The organism is Sphingopyxis sp. GW247-27LB (assembly GCF_002277025.1).
Taxonomy (GTDB): Bacteria; Pseudomonadota; Alphaproteobacteria; order Sphingomonadales; family Sphingomonadaceae; genus Sphingopyxis.
The window spans coordinates 297,320-313,567 of the sequence record NZ_NIWD01000008.1 but is presented as its reverse complement, the minus strand read 5'-3'; the positions used below and the strand labels follow the sequence as shown (position 1 = coordinate 313,567).

General features: G+C 68.8%; 14 protein-coding genes and 1 tRNA gene. 10 read left to right on the top strand and 5 right to left on the bottom strand.

The features are described from left to right. Positions 1-31: 31 nt before the first annotated feature. The 6 genes from CD928_RS09115 (at position 32) to CD928_RS09090 (ending at position 7,361) form a co-directional block, all read left to right on the top strand. Positions 32-1,498, top strand: a complete 1,467-nt coding sequence (locus CD928_RS09115) for a S41 family peptidase (protein WP_095386780.1) — start codon at positions 32-34, stop codon at positions 1,496-1,498. A gap of 100 nt (positions 1,499-1,598) precedes the next feature. Continuing rightward, complete coding sequence (locus tag CD928_RS09110) at positions 1,599-2,228, top strand: TetR/AcrR family transcriptional regulator (RefSeq protein WP_095386779.1); 630 nt, start codon at positions 1,599-1,601, stop codon at positions 2,226-2,228. Further along, the gene (locus CD928_RS09105) at positions 2,221-3,900 is read left to right on the top strand and encodes an MFS transporter (protein WP_095386778.1); all 1,680 of its coding nucleotides are present in this window, start codon (positions 2,221-2,223) and stop codon (positions 3,898-3,900) included. Before CD928_RS09110 ends, CD928_RS09105 begins: the two co-directional genes overlap by 8 nt. Then, the gene (locus CD928_RS09100; RefSeq protein WP_095386777.1) at positions 3,897-5,042 is read left to right on the top strand and encodes an HlyD family secretion protein; all 1,146 of its coding nucleotides are present in this window, start codon (positions 3,897-3,899) and stop codon (positions 5,040-5,042) included. Before CD928_RS09105 ends, CD928_RS09100 begins: the two co-directional genes overlap by 4 nt. Continuing rightward, positions 5,042-6,412 (top strand): efflux transporter outer membrane subunit, encoded by a 1,371-nt coding sequence (locus CD928_RS09095; protein ID WP_095386776.1) that lies wholly within the window; start codon positions 5,042-5,044, stop codon positions 6,410-6,412. Before CD928_RS09100 ends, CD928_RS09095 begins: the two co-directional genes overlap by 1 nt. A gap of 118 nt (positions 6,413-6,530) precedes the next feature. Next, complete coding sequence (locus tag CD928_RS09090) at positions 6,531-7,361, top strand: SDR family oxidoreductase (protein ID WP_255247092.1); 831 nt, start codon at positions 6,531-6,533, stop codon at positions 7,359-7,361. Between the two features lie 30 nt (positions 7,362-7,391). Here CD928_RS09090 and CD928_RS09085 read toward each other — a convergent pair. Beyond that, positions 7,392-7,465, bottom strand: a tRNA-Gln gene (locus tag CD928_RS09085). A 155-nt stretch (positions 7,466-7,620) separates the two neighbouring features. Between CD928_RS09085 and CD928_RS09080 the strand changes: the two genes are divergently transcribed. Together CD928_RS09080 and CD928_RS09075 are read left to right on the top strand one after the other, a co-directional pair. Then, complete coding sequence (locus tag CD928_RS09080; RefSeq protein ID WP_095386774.1) at positions 7,621-8,913, top strand: FAD-dependent oxidoreductase; 1,293 nt, start codon at positions 7,621-7,623, stop codon at positions 8,911-8,913. Positions 8,914-8,915: 2 nt separating this feature from the next. Further along, a complete protein-coding gene (locus CD928_RS09075) occupies positions 8,916-9,320 on the top strand; it encodes a DoxX family protein (protein WP_095387350.1) in 405 nt (134 codons plus the stop codon). On the opposite strand, the gene CD928_RS09070 is transcribed toward CD928_RS09075, so the two are convergent. Next, positions 9,317-10,600, bottom strand: a complete 1,284-nt coding sequence (locus tag CD928_RS09070) for a dipeptidase (RefSeq protein ID WP_095386773.1) — start codon at positions 10,598-10,600, stop codon at positions 9,317-9,319. The two genes, CD928_RS09075 and CD928_RS09070, sit on opposite strands and share 4 nt — an antisense overlap. 211 nt (positions 10,601-10,811) lie before the next feature. Here CD928_RS09070 and CD928_RS09065 point away from each other — a divergent pair, with 211 nt between their 5' ends. Together CD928_RS09065 and CD928_RS09060 are read left to right on the top strand one after the other, a co-directional pair. Further along, the gene (locus tag CD928_RS09065; RefSeq protein ID WP_095386772.1) at positions 10,812-11,990 is read left to right on the top strand and encodes an acyl-CoA dehydrogenase family protein; all 1,179 of its coding nucleotides are present in this window, start codon (positions 10,812-10,814) and stop codon (positions 11,988-11,990) included. After that, positions 11,987-13,189 (top strand): M20 family metallopeptidase, encoded by a 1,203-nt coding sequence (locus tag CD928_RS09060; RefSeq protein WP_095386771.1) that lies wholly within the window; start codon positions 11,987-11,989, stop codon positions 13,187-13,189. The genes CD928_RS09065 and CD928_RS09060 overlap by 4 nt, the downstream gene beginning before the upstream one ends. A gap of 14 nt (positions 13,190-13,203) precedes the next feature. On the opposite strand, the gene nadB is transcribed toward CD928_RS09060, so the two are convergent. From nadB to CD928_RS09045, 3 genes are read right to left on the bottom strand one after another with little or no spacing between them, the layout of a single operon-like run. Then, complete coding sequence (nadB, locus tag CD928_RS09055; RefSeq protein ID WP_095386770.1) at positions 13,204-14,790, bottom strand: L-aspartate oxidase; 1,587 nt, start codon at positions 14,788-14,790, stop codon at positions 13,204-13,206. Then, entirely contained in the window at positions 14,787-15,236 is a 450-nt protein-coding gene (locus CD928_RS09050) for an endonuclease domain-containing protein (protein ID WP_095386769.1), read from the bottom strand. Before CD928_RS09050 ends, nadB begins: the two co-directional genes overlap by 4 nt. Continuing rightward, positions 15,229-16,152: an ABC transporter ATP-binding protein gene (locus CD928_RS09045; RefSeq protein WP_095387349.1), complete on the bottom strand. Its 924-nt coding sequence runs from the start codon at positions 16,150-16,152 to the stop codon at positions 15,229-15,231. Before CD928_RS09045 ends, CD928_RS09050 begins: the two co-directional genes overlap by 8 nt. Positions 16,153-16,248: the final 96 nt, after the last annotated feature.

Sequence of the window (16,248 nt, the reverse complement as noted above, 5' to 3'; positions counted from 1 at the left end):
GGCATCGGGGACCGGCATGGGGAGAGAGAGGATGATCGGGTCCGGAAGATCGGTAGCGGCCGTGACGATCGCGGCGCTGATGCTGACATCGTGCGGCGGCGGAGGCGGCGGGGGCGGCAGCGCGCCGCCGGTCACCGTGACCCCGACGCCCTCGCCGACCCCCACCCCGACGCCGACCGCCGGTTGCAGCCTGTCGTCGCGCCAGTCCTTCGCCAAGTCGGTGATCGACGAATGGTATCTGTTCCCCAGCGACGTCGCCACCAACGTCAACCCGGCCAGCTATGGCGACGTCCAGACCTATATCGACGCGCTGCTCGCCCCAGCGCGCGCGCAGGGCAAGGACCGCTATTTCACCTACATCACCTCGATCGCAGAGGAGGATGCCTATTATGCGAGCGGGTCGAGCGCCGGCTTCGGCGTCCGCCTCGCCTACAACCCCTTCACCCAGCGCATCGTCATCGCCGAAGCCTATGAGGGCGCACCGGCGCTGGCGGCGGGAATCGACCGCGGCACCGAGATCTCGGCGATCGGGACGACCAGCAGCAATCTGCGCAGCACGTCGAGCATCGTCGCGGCCGAGGGCACCGCGGGGCTGATCAATGCGCTCGGCCCCGACCAGGCGGGCGTGACCCGGGTGCTGCGGATCACCAATGCGGCGGGAACGCGCGACGTCACGGTGACCAAGGCCGAATATGACATCGATCCGGTATCGGACCGCTATGGCGCGAAGATCATCACCGAGGGCGGGCACCGCTACGGCTATGTCAATCTGCGCACCTTCATCACCTCGGCGAATCCGCAGCTTCGCGCCGCCTTCCAGAACTTCCGCGACCAGGGGGTGACCGACGTCATCGTCGACCTGCGCTACAACGGCGGCGGGCTCGTTTCGGTGGCCGAGCTGTTCGGCGACCTGCTCGGCGGGGGACGCAATGCGAGCGACCTGTTCGACCAGGTCCGGTTCCGGCCCGAGAAATCGTCGGAGAACGGCCAGCATTTCTTCACCGCGCAGCCCGAATCGATCGCGCCGACGCGGCTCGCCTTTATCGGCACCGGGTCGACCGCGTCGGCGAGCGAGCTGGTGATCAACGGCATGCTGCCCTGGCTCGGCACCAACATGACGCTGGTCGGCGACAACACCTATGGCAAGCCGGTCGGCCAGATCGCGCTCGACAAGAGCGAGTGCGACGACCGGATGCGCGTGATCGCCTTCGCGCTCGCCAACGCCGACGGCCAGGGCGATTATTACAGCGGCCTCGCGTCCAAGATCCCGAACAGCTGCGCCGCCGACGACGACCTCGGCTTCCCGCTCGGCGACCCGCGCGAAGCCTCGGTGCGCGCCGCGATCGACTTCCTGTCGGGCCAGGCCTGCACGACGCGCATCGCCGATACCCGGTCGGCCTCGGCGAGCCGCATGACGGGCAGCCCGGCGCCGGGCCCCGAAATGCTCGTGCCCGCGAAGCCGACCACCGCCCAGCGCGAACTGCCGGGCCTGTTCTGACGCGCCGCTCGGAGGTCGGCGTTATTTATTCATCAGTCGTTGAAATATTTGTGCAGTGCAATATATCCGCAACGGGGTCCGGCCCCGACGGAGACGATTCATGGCCGAACGACAACGCCGCGGGCGCCGCCGGGCGAACAACAATGCGACGGAAAGGAGCATCGGCGAAGCCGCGCTGCGCCGCTTCGCCGATGCGGGGTTCGACGGCGCGAGCCTGCGCGACATCGCGGCCGAGGCGGGGGTCGACGTCGCGCTCGTCTCCTACAGATTCGGGTCGAAACTCGACCTGTGGAAGGCTATCGTCGCGCGCGTCGGAGCGACAATGGTCGAGCGGCTGCGGGGCGTTTCGCGAACGGAGACGACGGATGCCGGATCGGCCCTGGCCGCCGCGATGAACGCCTTCATCGACATCAATTGCGACGACGACGCGATCCCGCGCGTGCTGCTCCGCGACGCGAGCCACGATCCCGAACGCGCCGCGTGGGTGTTCGACCATGTCTCGCGCCCCGTGCTCGACGAGTTCCTGCCGCTGATCGAGCGGGCGACCGCCGGCGGCGCGGTGACCGCGCCGATTCCCGCGCTGTTCTTTCTCAACTTCGCCTATGGGCTCGCGGGCCACGTCATCCGCCGCGCGACCCTCGCGCGCCTCGCACCCGAGCTCGCGGACGAAGCCGCGTTCCGCGCCGCGCTCCGCGCCACCCTCGTCGAACCGCATTTCCGCCATGGCTGATCCCGCCGCCCCGAGCCGAGCCGGCGGCTATGTGTTCAAGCCGCACGAACGGCCCTTCATGCCGGGGTCGCCCGCCTCGCCCGACCATCCGGTGCGGCGCAAATTCTTCTATTTCCTGATCGGCCTCTATCTCGCGATCGTCGGGGGGTTCCAGAACGGCCTGCTGATCGCCAATCTCACCGCGATGCAGGGGCATCTCGACCTGACGCCGGTCGACGCGGGCTGGGTCACCGTCGCCTACAACATGACCAACGCGTGCATGAGCATCCTGCTCTACAAGTCGCGCCAGCAGTTCGGCATCCAGCGCTTCGTGCGCGCGATGATGCTCGCGCTGCTGCTCGCCAATTTCCTGCAATTGTTCGACGCCGGCTACCGGATGGAGCTGGTCGCGCGCGGCGTGTCGGGGATCGCGGCGAGCGGGCTCTCGACCCTCGCGGCCTTCTACATGATGCAGGGGCTGCCGCAGGAAAAGCGCATCGCGGGCTTCCTGCTCGCGATCGGGCTGACCCAGGTCGCGGTGCCGCTCGCGCGCGCGATCTCGCCGCTGCTGCTCGCCGACGGCGATATCACCAATCTGTTCGTGCTGCAGTTCGCGCTCTCGCTCGTCGCGGTCGGGCTCGTCAACATCCTCCATCTGCCCCCCGGCGATACGATCCGTTCGTTCGAAAAGCTCGACCTCGTGACCTTTCCGCTGCTCGCGAGCGGAGTCGGGCTGCTCTGCGCCTTCCTGGTCCAGGGGCGCATCCAATGGTGGTCGACGCCGTGGCTCGGCGGCGCGCTCGCGGCATCGGTGGTGCTGATCGGCGCCGCCTTCCTGATCGAGCACAATCGCGCCAATCCGATGCTCCAGACGCGCTGGATGGGCAGCCGCGATCTCGTCAAATTCGCGCTCACCGGCGCGCTCGTCCGCGTGCTGACGTCGGAGCAGAATTTCGGCGCGACCGGCCTGCTCGCGTCGATCGGCCTGGTGAACGACCAGCTCGTTCCTTATTATGCGGTGCTGACCGGTGCGACGCTGTTCGGCGCGCTGCTTTCGATCGTGACGCTCGACCCGACCGACCTCCGCCGCCAGACGCTCGTGTCGCTCGGCGTCATCGCCTTCGGCGCCTTCCTCGACACTCATTCGGGGCTGCGCACCGGGCCGATGAACCTCTATTTCTCACAAGCCGCGATCGCCTTCGCCGCGGTCTATTTCATGGGCCCGATGCTGATGGAGGGGCTGCTGCGCGCGATGACCAAGGGGCCGTCCTATCTGGTCAGCTTCGTCGGCGTGTTCAGCCTGTCGCAGACGCTCGGCGGGCTCGCGGGGGTCGCGGCGCTGTCCGCCTTTCACACGCTGCGCGCCAAATCGCATCTGATGACGCTCGGCGGCAGCATCTCGGCCGCCGACCCCGATGTCGCGCAGGGCCTGTCGCGGCTCGCCGCGGCGCAGGCGGGGACGATCGCCGACCCCGCGCTGCGCAGCGCGACGGCCGGGGCGCAGGTCGTGCGCGAGGCGGCGCGCGAGGCGGCGATCCTCGCCTATAACGACGTGTTCTTCGTCATCGGATCGCTCGCGGCGCTCGCCTTCGCCGTCATGCTCGCGCGCTGGCTCTACGACCGCCGGCGCGGACACAATCCGCTGGCGGCCGAACTGGAAGCATTGCAGAAGATGAGAGCCGGAAACACATGAGCGACACCCCGAAAAACGAGACGCAAGCGCCAGAAGAGGCGGCGGTCGCCGAAACCCCGCCGTCGCCCGCCGCCGAGCCGCCCGCCGACGCCGAGGAGGGGTGGAAGCCGCCGCGGTCGCGCGGGCGCATCGTCCTGTTCGGCAGCCTGATCCTGATCGGCGCGCTCGCGATCCTCTACGCCTGGGGCCTGCCGCCCTTCCGGCCCGCAAGCCAGACGACCGACAACGCCTATGTGCGCGGCCAGACGACGATCATCGCGCCGCAGGTCGGCGGCTATGTGACCGAGGTGCTGGTGCAGGATTTCGAGCGGGTGAAGGCGGGGCAGTTGCTCGCCCGCATCGACGACCGCATCTATCGCCAGCGCGTCGCGCAGGGGACCGCGTCGATCGCCGCACAGGCGGCGAGCCTCGACAACAGCGCGCAGAGCCTGCGCTCGGCCGAGGCGCAGGTGCAACTCCAGGACGCCGCGATCGTCAGCGCGAAGGCGCAGCTCGCGCGGGCGCAGGCCGACATGCGGCGCGTCAATGAGCTGGTCGACGCCGGATCGGTGTCGCTGCGCGAGCGCGACCAGACGCTCGCCGCGCTCCGCCAGGCCGAGGCGGCGGTGCGCCAGGCCGAGGCGCAGCGCGCGATCGCGGCGCAGCAGGTCCGCTCGGTCGGGGTCGGGCGCAGCGGGCTCGAGGCGGGGGTCGCCAATGCGAAGGCGCAGCGCGGGCTCGCCGACATCGACCTCGAAAACACCGTCATCCGCGCGCCGCGCGACGGGCGGCTGAGCGAGGTGACGGTGCGCGTCGGCCAGCTCGTCAGCCCCGGGACCCAGCTCATGTATCTCGTCCCTCAGCGCCACTGGGTGGTCGCCAATTTCAAGGAAGCGCAGACCGCGAACATCCGCATCGGCCAACCCGCGACCCTGCGCGTCGACGCGCTCGGCGGCGCGAAGCTCAAGGGGCATGTCGAAAGCGTCGCACCGGCAGCAGGCAGCGAGTTCAGCGTGATCAAGCCCGACACCGGATCGGGCAATTTCGTGAAGGTGCCGCAGCGCATCGCGGTGCGCATCCGCATCGATGCCGGGCAAAAGCTCGCCGAGCGGCTTGGCCCGGGCATGTCGGTGGTCGCGACCGTGCGCACCGGGGCCGAGTGATGGCGCGCGCCCTGGCCTCCGCAGCGCTCGCGCTGCCGCTCCTGCTCGCCGCCTGCGCGCCGCCGATCACGCCGCGCCCCGCGGCGAGCGCCGTCGCGCCGCCCGCCGACTGGCGCACCGCCCTGCCCGCGAACGGCGAGATCGACCGGACATGGTGGACGCGCTTCGGGGATGCCCGGCTCGCCGCGCTGGTCGAACAGGCGCGCGCGAACAACGCCGACCTCGCGATCGCCGCGGCGCGCGTCGCCGAGGCGCGCGCGCAGGAGCGGGTGGCGCGTTCGCTGCTGCTCCCGTCGCTCAGCGTCGGCGGACCGGCGGCCGAGCAGCGCGCGCTCAACGCCTTCGGCACCGCGACGACGAGCAGCGTCGCGCAGCCCGCCTTCCAGGCCTCCTACGAACTCGACCTCTTCGGCCGCAACGCCGCGCAGGCCGATGCCGCGCGCGCCAATGCCGCGGCGGTCGCGGCGGCGCGCGAGGCGGCGGCGCTTTCGGTGAGCGCCGCGACCGCGAGCGGCTATATCACCCTCCTCGCGCTCGACGCGCGGCGCGATCTGCTCGAACAGACGCTGGCATCGCGCGGCGAGGCGCTGCGCATCGCGCGCGACCGCGCCGAGGCGGGCTATACGTCCGAACTCGAATTGCGCCAGGCCGAGGCCGAATATCGCGCCACCGAGCAGCAGATCCCGGCGATCGAGGCGGCGATCGCGCGGCAGGAGAATACGCTGTCGGTGCTCGCCGGCGACACGCCGCGGGCCGTGGAGCGCGGCGCGGGCTTCGACGCGCTGGCGACCCCCGCGGTGCCCGCCGTCCTGCCCTCCGACCTCGTCCGGCGGCGCCCCGACATCGCGCAGGCCGAATATGCGCTCGCCGCGACCGACGCCAATCTGCGCGCCGCGCGCGCGCAATTCCTGCCACAGATCCGGCTGTCGGCGTCGGCGGGGGCGGTCATCTCCTCGGCGCTGTCCGACCCGGTCGGCATCTGGTCGATCGGCGGCAGCATCCTCGCACCCTTGTTTCAGGGCGGGCGGCTGCACGGCCAGTTCGACGCCGCGACCGCGCAGCGCGACCAGGCGGCCTTCGCCTATCGCAAGACGGTGCTCACCGCCTTCCGCGAGGTCGAGGACCAGCTCGCGGTGATCGACCGGCTCGGCGCGCAGGAACAGGCGCTGCTCGCCCAGCGCACCGCGGTCGCCGACGCGCTGCGCCACGCGACCAACCGCTATCGCGCGGGCTATTCGCCCTATCTCGAACAGATCGACGCGCAGCGCGCTTTGTTGTCGGTCGACCTCGCGCTGATCCAGCTCCGCGCCGACCGGCTGACGGCCTATGTCGCGCTCTATCAGGCGCTGGGCGGCGGCACCGAACCCTAGGGTCAGGACCCTAGGGTCGGGACCCCTGGCGCCACCCCGGAGTTGCCATCGGGCAGCCGCCCGCGCATGGAGGCGAGCCAGTGATTCCCGGCCCCCGATTCCCAAGGAGAAATCAGCAGTGACCCACGTCTTCGGCACGGATGCGGTCGCCGTCATTACCGGCGGCGCGAGCGGAATCGGAGCCGCGGCGGCGCGCAGGTTCGCGGCCGCCGGCATGAAGCTCATGCTCTTCGACCGCGACGCGGACGGGCTTCGCGCCCTGGCCGATTCGCTGGATGGCGATGTGCGGACGCTGGCCGGCGACGTCGCCAGCATGGCCGACGTCGAGCGATTGCGCGACGCGGCGTTCGACGCCTTCGGCCGGGTCGACCTGCTGATGAACAATGCCGCGATCGGCGGACGGGGCGATGAGAGCTGGCGGGGAACCGACGACTGGCGGCGCATCATCGACATCAACCTGTGGGGCGTCATCAACGGCGTTCACGCCTTTGTGCCCCGCATGCTCGCGCAGGCGCGCCCCGCGGCCGTTATCAACACGGGTTCCAAGCAGGGAATCACCAATCCACCGGGCCACCCGGCCTACGCCGTCGCGAAAGCCGGCGTCCGTACCCTTACCGAGCAGCTCGCGCATGCCCTTCGGGAAGAGCCCGGATCGCAGGTCAGCGCGCACCTGCTCGTTCCGGGCTGGACCTTCACCGGCATGACGGCGGGCGCGGCGACGGAAAAGCCCGAAGGCGCGTGGAGCGCCGAGCAGGTCGTCGACCTGATGATCGAACGCGTCATCGCGGGCGACTTCTACATCCTCTGCCCCGACAATGCGGTCTCCCCCGCTCTCGACGCCGCGCGCATCCGCTGGAGCGCCGAGGATCTCGCGCAGAACCGCCCCGCGCTGTCGCGCTGGCACGCGGATTGGAAGGATCGCTTCGAAGACTTCGTCTCGAACGCGTAGCGCTGCGCACAGCGGAGGGGGGATGAAAGATGGATGCCCCGCGAGGATTCGAACCTCGATAGACGGAATCAGAATCCGTAGTCTTACCATTAGACGACGGGGCAATGAGGCGGGCGCAATATGATTGCGCGGCGCGCCTGTCAAGGCCGCTGCGGCTTCGTGCACAAGCCCGCTTGCCCTCGCGCATTTCGCCGCTAGCATCGGCGGCAACGAAGAGGGGGACGGCAGTTCGCGCCGGACACCCCGAAGGAGTGGGCTGATGCGTCATGTCGCGGTCGTCGGGTCGGGCCCGGCGGGCTATTATACCGCCGAAACCCTGCAGAAGGCCGACGACATCGCGATCGACGTCATCGACCGGCTGCCCGTCCCCTATGGCCTGATCCGCACCGGCGTCGCCCCCGACCACCAGTCGATCAAGGCGGTGTCGCGCCGCTACGAGGGCGTCGCGCTCACCGACAATGTCCGCTTCGTCGGCCATGTCTCGGTCGGCAGCGACGTGACGATCGACGAACTGACCCAGCTCTACGACGCGGTCGTGCTCGCGACCGGCGCCCCGAACGACCGGCCGCTCGACATTCCCGGCGCCGATCTGCCGGGGGTGATCGGCAGCGCAGCCTTCGTCGGCTGGTACAACGGCCATCCCGATTTCGCCGACCTGGATCCGCCGCTCGATGCCCCCGGCGTCGCGGTGATCGGCAACGGCAATGTCGCGCTCGACGTCGCGCGCATCCTCGCCAAGACGCCGGGCGAGTTCGCGGGCAGCGACATCGTCGCCCACGCGCGCGACGCGCTGGCACAGAGCGGGGTGCGCCACATCCACATCCTCGGCCGCCGCGGCCCGCACCAGATCGCGATGACGCCGAAGGAGCTCGGCGAGCTGGGCCACCTCGAGCGCGCGAGCCCGCGCGTCGACCCCGCCGACCTGCCGCCCGAGGGCGACGACGCGATGCTCGAACCCGGCATGCGCAAGTCGGTGACGCACCTCAGGAGCTTCGCCGCCAACCCGGTCGCCAAGCCGGTGACGATCGATTTCGACTTCTTCGCCATGCCGGTGGCGATCGAGGGGAATGGCCGCGTCCAGCGCGTCATCGTCGAAAAGACCGAGCTCGACGCCGAGCTGCGCAGCCACGGCACCGGCGAGACCTATGCGGTCGAGGCGGGGCTGGTGGTGAGCTGCATCGGCTATCAGACCCCGCCGATCCCCGGCGTTCCCTACGAGCATGGCCGCGGCCGCTTCGCGAGCGACGAGGGCCGGATTCTTCCCGGTCTCTATGCCGTCGGCTGGGCGCGCCGCGGGCCGTCGGGGACGATCGGCACCAACAAGCCCGACGGCGCGCGCATCGCCGAAATGCTGCTGGAGGATATCGGGCGCGGCGCGGGCAAGCCCGGGCGCGCCGGGCTCGACGCGCTGCTCGCGAGCCGCGACCTCACCCCGGTGACCTTCCGCGACTGGCGCCGCATCGAAGAGGCCGAGGTCCAGGCGGCGATCGCGGGCGCCCCGCGCGAGAAATTCACCAGCGTCGAAGCGATGCTCGCCGCGATCGGCCGTTGACGCTGAGGGCCCGCGCCGCGCTGCGCTGGCTGCTCGCGCTCGCTTATGCCTATGCGGGCTATCGCCATCTCGCGACCCCCGCGCCCTTCCTCGCGATCACCCCGCCGTGGGTGCCCGAGCCCGCCTTCGTCGTCGCCGCGACCGGCATCGCCGAGATCGCCGGCGCGGTCGGGCTGCTGATCCCGGCGACGCGCAAGGCCGCGGGCTGGTCGCTCGCGCTCTATGCGCTGTGCGTCTGGCCGGCCAATTTCCACCATGCCTTCGCGCATGTCGCGATCGGCGGCACGGCGCTCGGCTGGGGCTATCACGCCCCGCGGCTCATCGCGCAGCCGCTGATCATCTGGTGGGCGCTCTGGGCGAGCGGTGCGGTCGACTGGCCGTTCGGCGCGAAGGCGCGCGGGGCTTAGTCGTCGCCGCGCTGCGCCACCGGCGTTTCCACCGGCGGCTGGCCCTTCTGGCTCGCGGCATAGGCTTCGACCCCCTTCAGCACGCGCAGCATGTTGCCGCTCGCGATCTTTTCGAGCTCGGCCTGCGTATAGCCGCGCCGCGCGAGTTCGGTGAACAGCGCCGGATAGCCCGCGACATCCTCCATCCCCACCGGCGCCGAATCCATCCCGTCGTAATCGCCGCCGAGCCCGATATGATCGACGCCGATCGCGGCCTTGATATGGTCGATATGGTCGGCGACCTTCGCGATCTGCGTCCTGGGTACCGGATGCGCATCGTCCCACGCCTTCAGCGCCGCGGCGGCGCCCTCGGGATTGCCGAGATACTGCCCGTCGAGCCGCGCCTTTTCGGCGGCGCGGTCGAGCCCGCGCGCGCGCACCGCGGGGTCGAGGAAGCCGGGCAGGAAGACGATCATCACGATGCCGCCGTTCGCCTTGACCAGCGGCAGCACATCGTCGGGGACGTTGCGCGGATGGTCGTTGACCCCGCGCGCGCCCGAATGGCTGAACATCACCGGCGCCTTCGACGCCGCGAGCGCGTCCTTCATCGTCGCCGGGCTCGTGTGGCTCAAATCGACGATCATCCCGATGCGGTTCATCTCGGCGACCACCTGACGGCCGAAATCGGTGAGCCCGTCATGCTCGGGCGCGTCGGTCGCGCTGTCGCCCCACGGCGTGTTCTGCCCGTGCGTCAGCGTCATGTAGCGCGCGCCGAGGGCGTACATCTGGCGCAGCACGGCGAGCGACGAGCCGATCGACTGCCCGCCTTCCATCCCCAGCATCCCGGCGACCTTGCCCGCCTTCATCGCCTTTTCGAGCTCGGCCGCATTGGCCGCGAGCGTCAAGTCCTGCGGATAGCGCGCGATCAGCCGCTTCGCGACGTCGATCTGCTCGATCGTCTGCCGCACCGCCTCGTCCTCGTCGTCGTTCGAAGGGACATAGACCGACCAGAATTGCGCCCCGACATGCCCCTTGCGCAGCCGGGCGAGGTCGGTGTGCATCGCGATCCGCGGCGGATCGCGGTCGGGCTCGGCGGTGTCGGTCGTGTCGACGAAGTCGAAGCCGTTGATGACATTGCCGAGCCGCCCGCGCAGCGCCCAGGGCACGTCGTTGTGCCCGTCGAACACCGGCGCGCGCTTGAGCGCGGCTTCGGCAACCGCCTCGGGCGACTGCTGCGCGGCGGCGGGGGTGGAGACAAGGGCGAGAGCGGCGAGGCCGGTGAGCAGAAAGGGCTTTGTCATAGGGCGCGACCTTAAGGGACGGGACGCGGAAATCGAGCCGAAATTTCGACCATCCGCGCGGCCGCAAGGTCGCGCTTTATCATCTCACACAAAGACACAAAGAGGGCGGCATGTTTCTGCACCGTCCTCTTTGTGTCTTTGTGTGAGACTATGGAACGCCTTCGCCGCAGTCCAACTTGACGTTGACGTAAACCCGGCCCAGCATCGCCGCATGACAGCCTTCGACGACTGGCGCGCCCGTTCGCCCTATTATGACGAAACCCACGAAGCGCTCGCGCAGAGCGTCCGCCGCTTCGTCGCGCGCGAAATCGCGCCGCATATCGACCGCTGGGAGGCCGAGGGCGAACTGCCGCGCGAGCTGCACAAGAAAGCGGCCGAAGCCGGCATCCTCGGCCTGCGCTACCCCGAGCAATATGGCGGGCACAGCGAGGGCTTCGACAATTTCCACAGCCTCGTCGTCACCGAGGAGCTCGCGGCGGTCGGCGCGGGAGGCCTCGGCGCGTCGCTGATGACGCACGGCATCGGCCTGCCCCCGATCCTCGCATTGGGCTCCGAGGAATTGAAGCAGCGCGTCGCGCCGCCGGTGCTGGCGGGCGAAAGGATCATCGCGCTCGGCATCACCGAGGCGGGCGGCGGCAGCGACGTCGCCAACCTCAAGACGATCGCGGTGAAGGACGGCGACCATTATGTCGTCAACGGCGGCAAGATGTTCATTACGTCAGGCATGCGCGCCGACTGGCTGACCTGCGCGGTGCGTACCGGCGGGGCGGGCGCCGCGGGCATCTCGCTGCTGCTCATCGACATGGCATCGCCCGGCGTCGAGCGGACGCGGCTCGACAAGATGGGCTGGCGCTGCAGCGACACCGCCGCGATCCACTTCGACGACGTCCGCGTCCCCGCCACCAACCTCATCGGCCCCGAAAATGGCGGCTTCATCGGCATCATGCGCAATTTCAACAGCGAACGGCTCGGCATGGCGATGGGCTGCTGCGCCTACGCCCGCGTCGCGATGGCCGAGGCGGCCGAGTGGGCGCAGAACCGCGAGACCTTCGGCAAGCCGCTCGTCGGCCACCAGTCGATCCGCATCAAGCTCGCCGACATGGAGCGCCAGATCGAGGCGACCCAGGCGTGGGTCGACCTCGCCGCCTGGCAGGTGAAAGAAGACAAAGCCCGCCCCGCCGATTTCGCGATGCTGAAGGTGCAGGCGACCCGTATGCTCGAATCGGTGGCCCGCGAAGCTGCGCAAATCCTCGGCGGCGCGTCCTATATCACGGGCAGCAAGGTCGAGCGCATCTACCGCGAGGTCCGCGTCAACGCGATCGGCGGCGGCAGCGAGGAAATCATGCTCGACCTCGCGGGACGGCAATTGTTTGGAGGAGGAAGGAAATGAGCGAAATCGCCCTAAGCTGGCCCACTGAGGCCGAAACCCTCCTCGACGATCTCGTCGACCTTCGCCGCGCCATTCACCGCGAACCCGAACTCGGGCTCCAGAACCCCAAGACGCTCGCGAAGATCAAGGAGGCGCTCGCCGGGCTGCCGCTCGAATTTCGCGAAGGGCCGTCGACCACCGGGCTGATCGCGATTCTGCGCGGGCCGGCGAACGGGCGCACGGTGCTGCTGCGTGGCGACATGGACGCGCTGCCGCTGGTCGAGGATACCGGGCTCGACTTCACCTCCGAAACCAGCGGCGCGATGCACGCGTGCGGGCATGACACGCATGTCGCGATGCTCGTCGGCGCGGCGAAGCTGCTTTCGGCCGCGCGCGACCGGCTCGCGGGCACGGTCATGTTCATGTTCCAGCCGGGCGAGGAGGGGCATCACGGCGCGCGCTTCATGCTTCAGGACGGGTTGATCGACCCGCTCCCCGATGCCGCCTTCGCGCTCCACATCATGCCCAATGCGCCGCACGGCGTCTTCGCGGGGCGCGCGGGACCGCTGCTCGCTTCGTCCGACGTGCTGTCGATCAGCGTCAAGGGCGCGGGCGGCCATGCCTCGATGCCGCAGGATGCGATCGACCCGATCCCCGTCGCCTGCGCCATCGTCTCGGCGATCCAGACGATGGTGACGCGCCGCATCTCGGTCTTCGATCCCGCCGTCATCACCATCGCCAAGATCGCGGCGGGAACGACGAACAACATCATTCCCGAGACCGCCGAGATGCTCGGCACGATCCGCACCCTGTCGCCGCACCGCCGCGCGATGGTCGCCGAGGAATTGAAGCGCCTCGCCCCGGCGATCGCCGAGGCGCACGGCTGCACCGCCGAGGTGACGATCGAGGAAGGCTTCCCCGTCACCATCTGCGACAGCCGCGCCGTCGCCTTCGGCCAGTCGGTCGTCGAAGAGACCTTCGGTGAAGCGGCCTGGCTGACGATGGACAACCCCGTGATGGGCGCCGAGGATTTCTCCTACGTCCTCGAAAAAGTCCCCGGCGCGATGTTCTGGCTCGGCGCAAGCGAGCAGGGCAGCGACTGGCGCCAATGCTGCGGCCTCCACTCGAACCGCATGGTCCTCGACGAAAAAGTCATGGCGCGCGGCGCTGCGCTGCATGCGGCGCTGGCTGAGCGGTTTTTGAACGAGGGGTTTGCGTAGACCCTACACCAGCCTCAAGGCACCAGCACCGTATCGACCGCCTCCGCCGCCAGTTCGGGATAGTCGAGCGTATAGTGGAGCCCGCGGCTTTCCTTGCGGTGGAGCGCGCTCTTGACGATCAGCTCGGCGCATTGGAGCAGGTTCCTGAGTTCGATCAGGTCGGTCGTGACGCGGAAATGGCCGTAATATTCGCCGACCTCGCCCGACAGCATGTTGATGCGGTGCTGCGCGCGCTCGAGCCTCTTGGTCGTGCGGACGATGCCGACATAGTTCCACATGAAGCGTCGGATTTCGGTCCAGTTCTGCTTGATGACGACCTCTTCGTCCGAATCGGTGACGCGGCTTTCGTCCCACGGCCGGATCGCGGGCGGGGCGCCCAGCTCGTCCCAGTGCGTGATGATATGCTTCGCCGCCGCCTCGCCGAAGACGAAGCATTCGAGCAGCGAGTTGGACGCGAGGCGATTCGCGCCGTGCAGCCCGCTTTCGGTCACCTCGCCCGCAGCGTAGAGCCCGGGAAGGTCGGTGCGCCCCTCGAGGTCGATCAGCACCCCGCCGCAGGTATAATGCTGCGCCGGCACCACCGGGATCGGCTGCTTCGTCATGTCGATGCCGAGCGTCAGCAGCTTCTCGTAGATATTGGGGAAGTGCCCCGCGACGAAATCGGGGTCCTTGTCGCTGATGTCGAGATGGACGTAATCGAGCCCGAAGCGCTTGATCTGGTCGTCGTTGGCGCGCGCGACGATGTCGCGCGGCGCCAGCTCGGCGCGCGGGTCGTAATCGGGCATGTAGCGATGCCCGGTGACCGGATGCTTCAAGATGCCGCCCTCGCCGCGTACCGCCTCGGTGATCAGGAAATTCTTGACCTCCAGATTATAGAGGCAGGTCGGGTGAAACTGCATCATCTCCATGTTCGAGACGCGGCAGCCCGCGCGCCATGCCATCGCGATGCCATCGCCGGTCGCGCCCCTGGGGGCGGTCGAGAATTGATAGACGCGCCCCGCCCCGCCGCTCGCGAGGATCGTCGCGCGCCCGACATGCGCGTGGACCTTCCCCGTCGCCTCGTCGAGCGCATAGACGCCCCAGACGCGCCCCGACCCCGAATAGCGTTCCTCGTGCCGCCCGGTGATCAGGTCGATGCACGCCTGCCCCGGCAGCAGGGTGATGTTCGGATGCGCCTCGGCGGTCTGGAGCAGCGCCGCCTGCACCGCCCAGCCCGTCGCGTCGTCGACATGGACGATGCGGCGGTGCGAATGCCCGCCCTCGCGCGTCAGGTGGAGCGCGCCTTCCTCCTTGTTGAAGGCGACCCCCATCTCGATCAGCCGCTCGATCGCGTGCGGAGCGTTCTCGACCACGAACTCGACCGTCTCGCGCCGGTTGAGCCCCGCCCCCGCGACCATCGTGTCCTCGATATGATTCTCGAACGTGTCGCCGGCATCGAGCACCGCCGCGATCCCGCCCTGCGCCCAGGCGGTCGACCCTCCGGTCAGCTCGCCCTTCGCGAGCACGAGCACGCGGCAATGATCGGCAAGCGCGATGGCGGCTGTGAGCCCGGCCGCGCCGGAGCCGACGATGATGACGTCATGGGGGGCGGTATCGGTCATGCCTCTCCCCTCCCGCMKGCGGGAGGGGCCGGGGGTGGGCCTGAATTCAATGCCGCAAGAATTGTCATCAACACACCTTCCAGATTCGACATGACATCGGCATTGGCGACGCGCAGCGTCTGATAACCTTGCGCGCGCATATAGCCATCCCTGCGACGATCTTCGTCCTGCCGCACATCGTGCGAGATGCCGTCAAGTTCAACGACAAGCTTTGCTTCGCGGCACAGGAAATCGGCCACATAAGGACCAATCGGCATCTGACGGCTGAATTTCCAGCCTTCGAGCTGACGTTTGGAAATCGCTTGCCAGAGCCTGCGTTCAGGCGGCGGCGCTTCGCGGCGCAGCCTTTGCGCCTTCAGCGTTTCGCGCGGGCGGAATTTGCGGACAGGCCCACCCCCGGCCCCTCCCGCMKGCGGGAGGGGAGAAGGGCGCTCGTCCTCACCCATTCGCCGCCCGCGTCAAATTCAGGAACACATCCTCCAGATCGGCCTCGCGGGTCGAGACGTCGACGATGCCGTGCCCCATCGCGTTCACCGCCGCGAGCACTTCGCCCGCGTTCATCCGGTCCTTGTTGTAGCTGATCGCGAGGCCCCGCTCGCCCTCGCGCTCGACCTTGTCGAAGGCGGGGTGCGTCGGCAGCACGGTGACGTCCTGGTCGAGCGTCACGACGACGATCTTCTCGCGCGCCATGTCGACCAGCTCGCGCGTCGGCTTGTTCGCGATCAGCTTGCCATGGTTGATGATCGCGATACGGTCGCACAGCTCCTCGGCTTCCTCCAGATAATGCGTCGTCAGCACCACGGTGACGCCGCGGTCGTTGAGGCTCTGCACATAGGACCAGAGCTGCTGGCGCAGCTCGATGTCGACCCCCGCGGTCGGCTCGTCGAGGACGATGATCGGCGGCGAGTGCACCATCGCCTTGGCGACGAGCAGACGGCGCTTCATGCCCCCCGACAGCGTGCGCGCATAGGCGTCGCGCTTGTCCGACAGGTGCACCGCGGCGAGCAGCTCGTCCGAAATGCGCTTCCCCTTGGGCACGCCATAGAGCCCCGCCTGATTCTCGAGCGTCTCATAGGGGGTGAAGAAGGGATCGAAGACGATCTCCTGCGGCACGATGCCGATCGAATATTTGGCGTTGCGGGGGTCGGCGTCGATGTCGAAGCCCCAGATGCTCGCCGATCCGCTCGTCTTGTTGACGAGTCCCGCGAGGATGTTGATCAGCGTCGACTTGCCCGCGCCGTTCGGTCCCAGGAGCCCGAAAATCTCCCCGCGCGGCACGTCGAAGCTGACCTCGTCGAGCGCCTGCTTGCCGCCGGCGTAGATTTTGGAAACGGCGTCGATGCGGATGGCGGCTTCGGTCATGGCGGCTTCCATAGCGAGGCCGCGCCGGGGGCGAAAGAGGATTGCCGCCGCCGTTATGCTTACTTCCGGCGTTAAGCATATCTTGGTGCCTCGCCG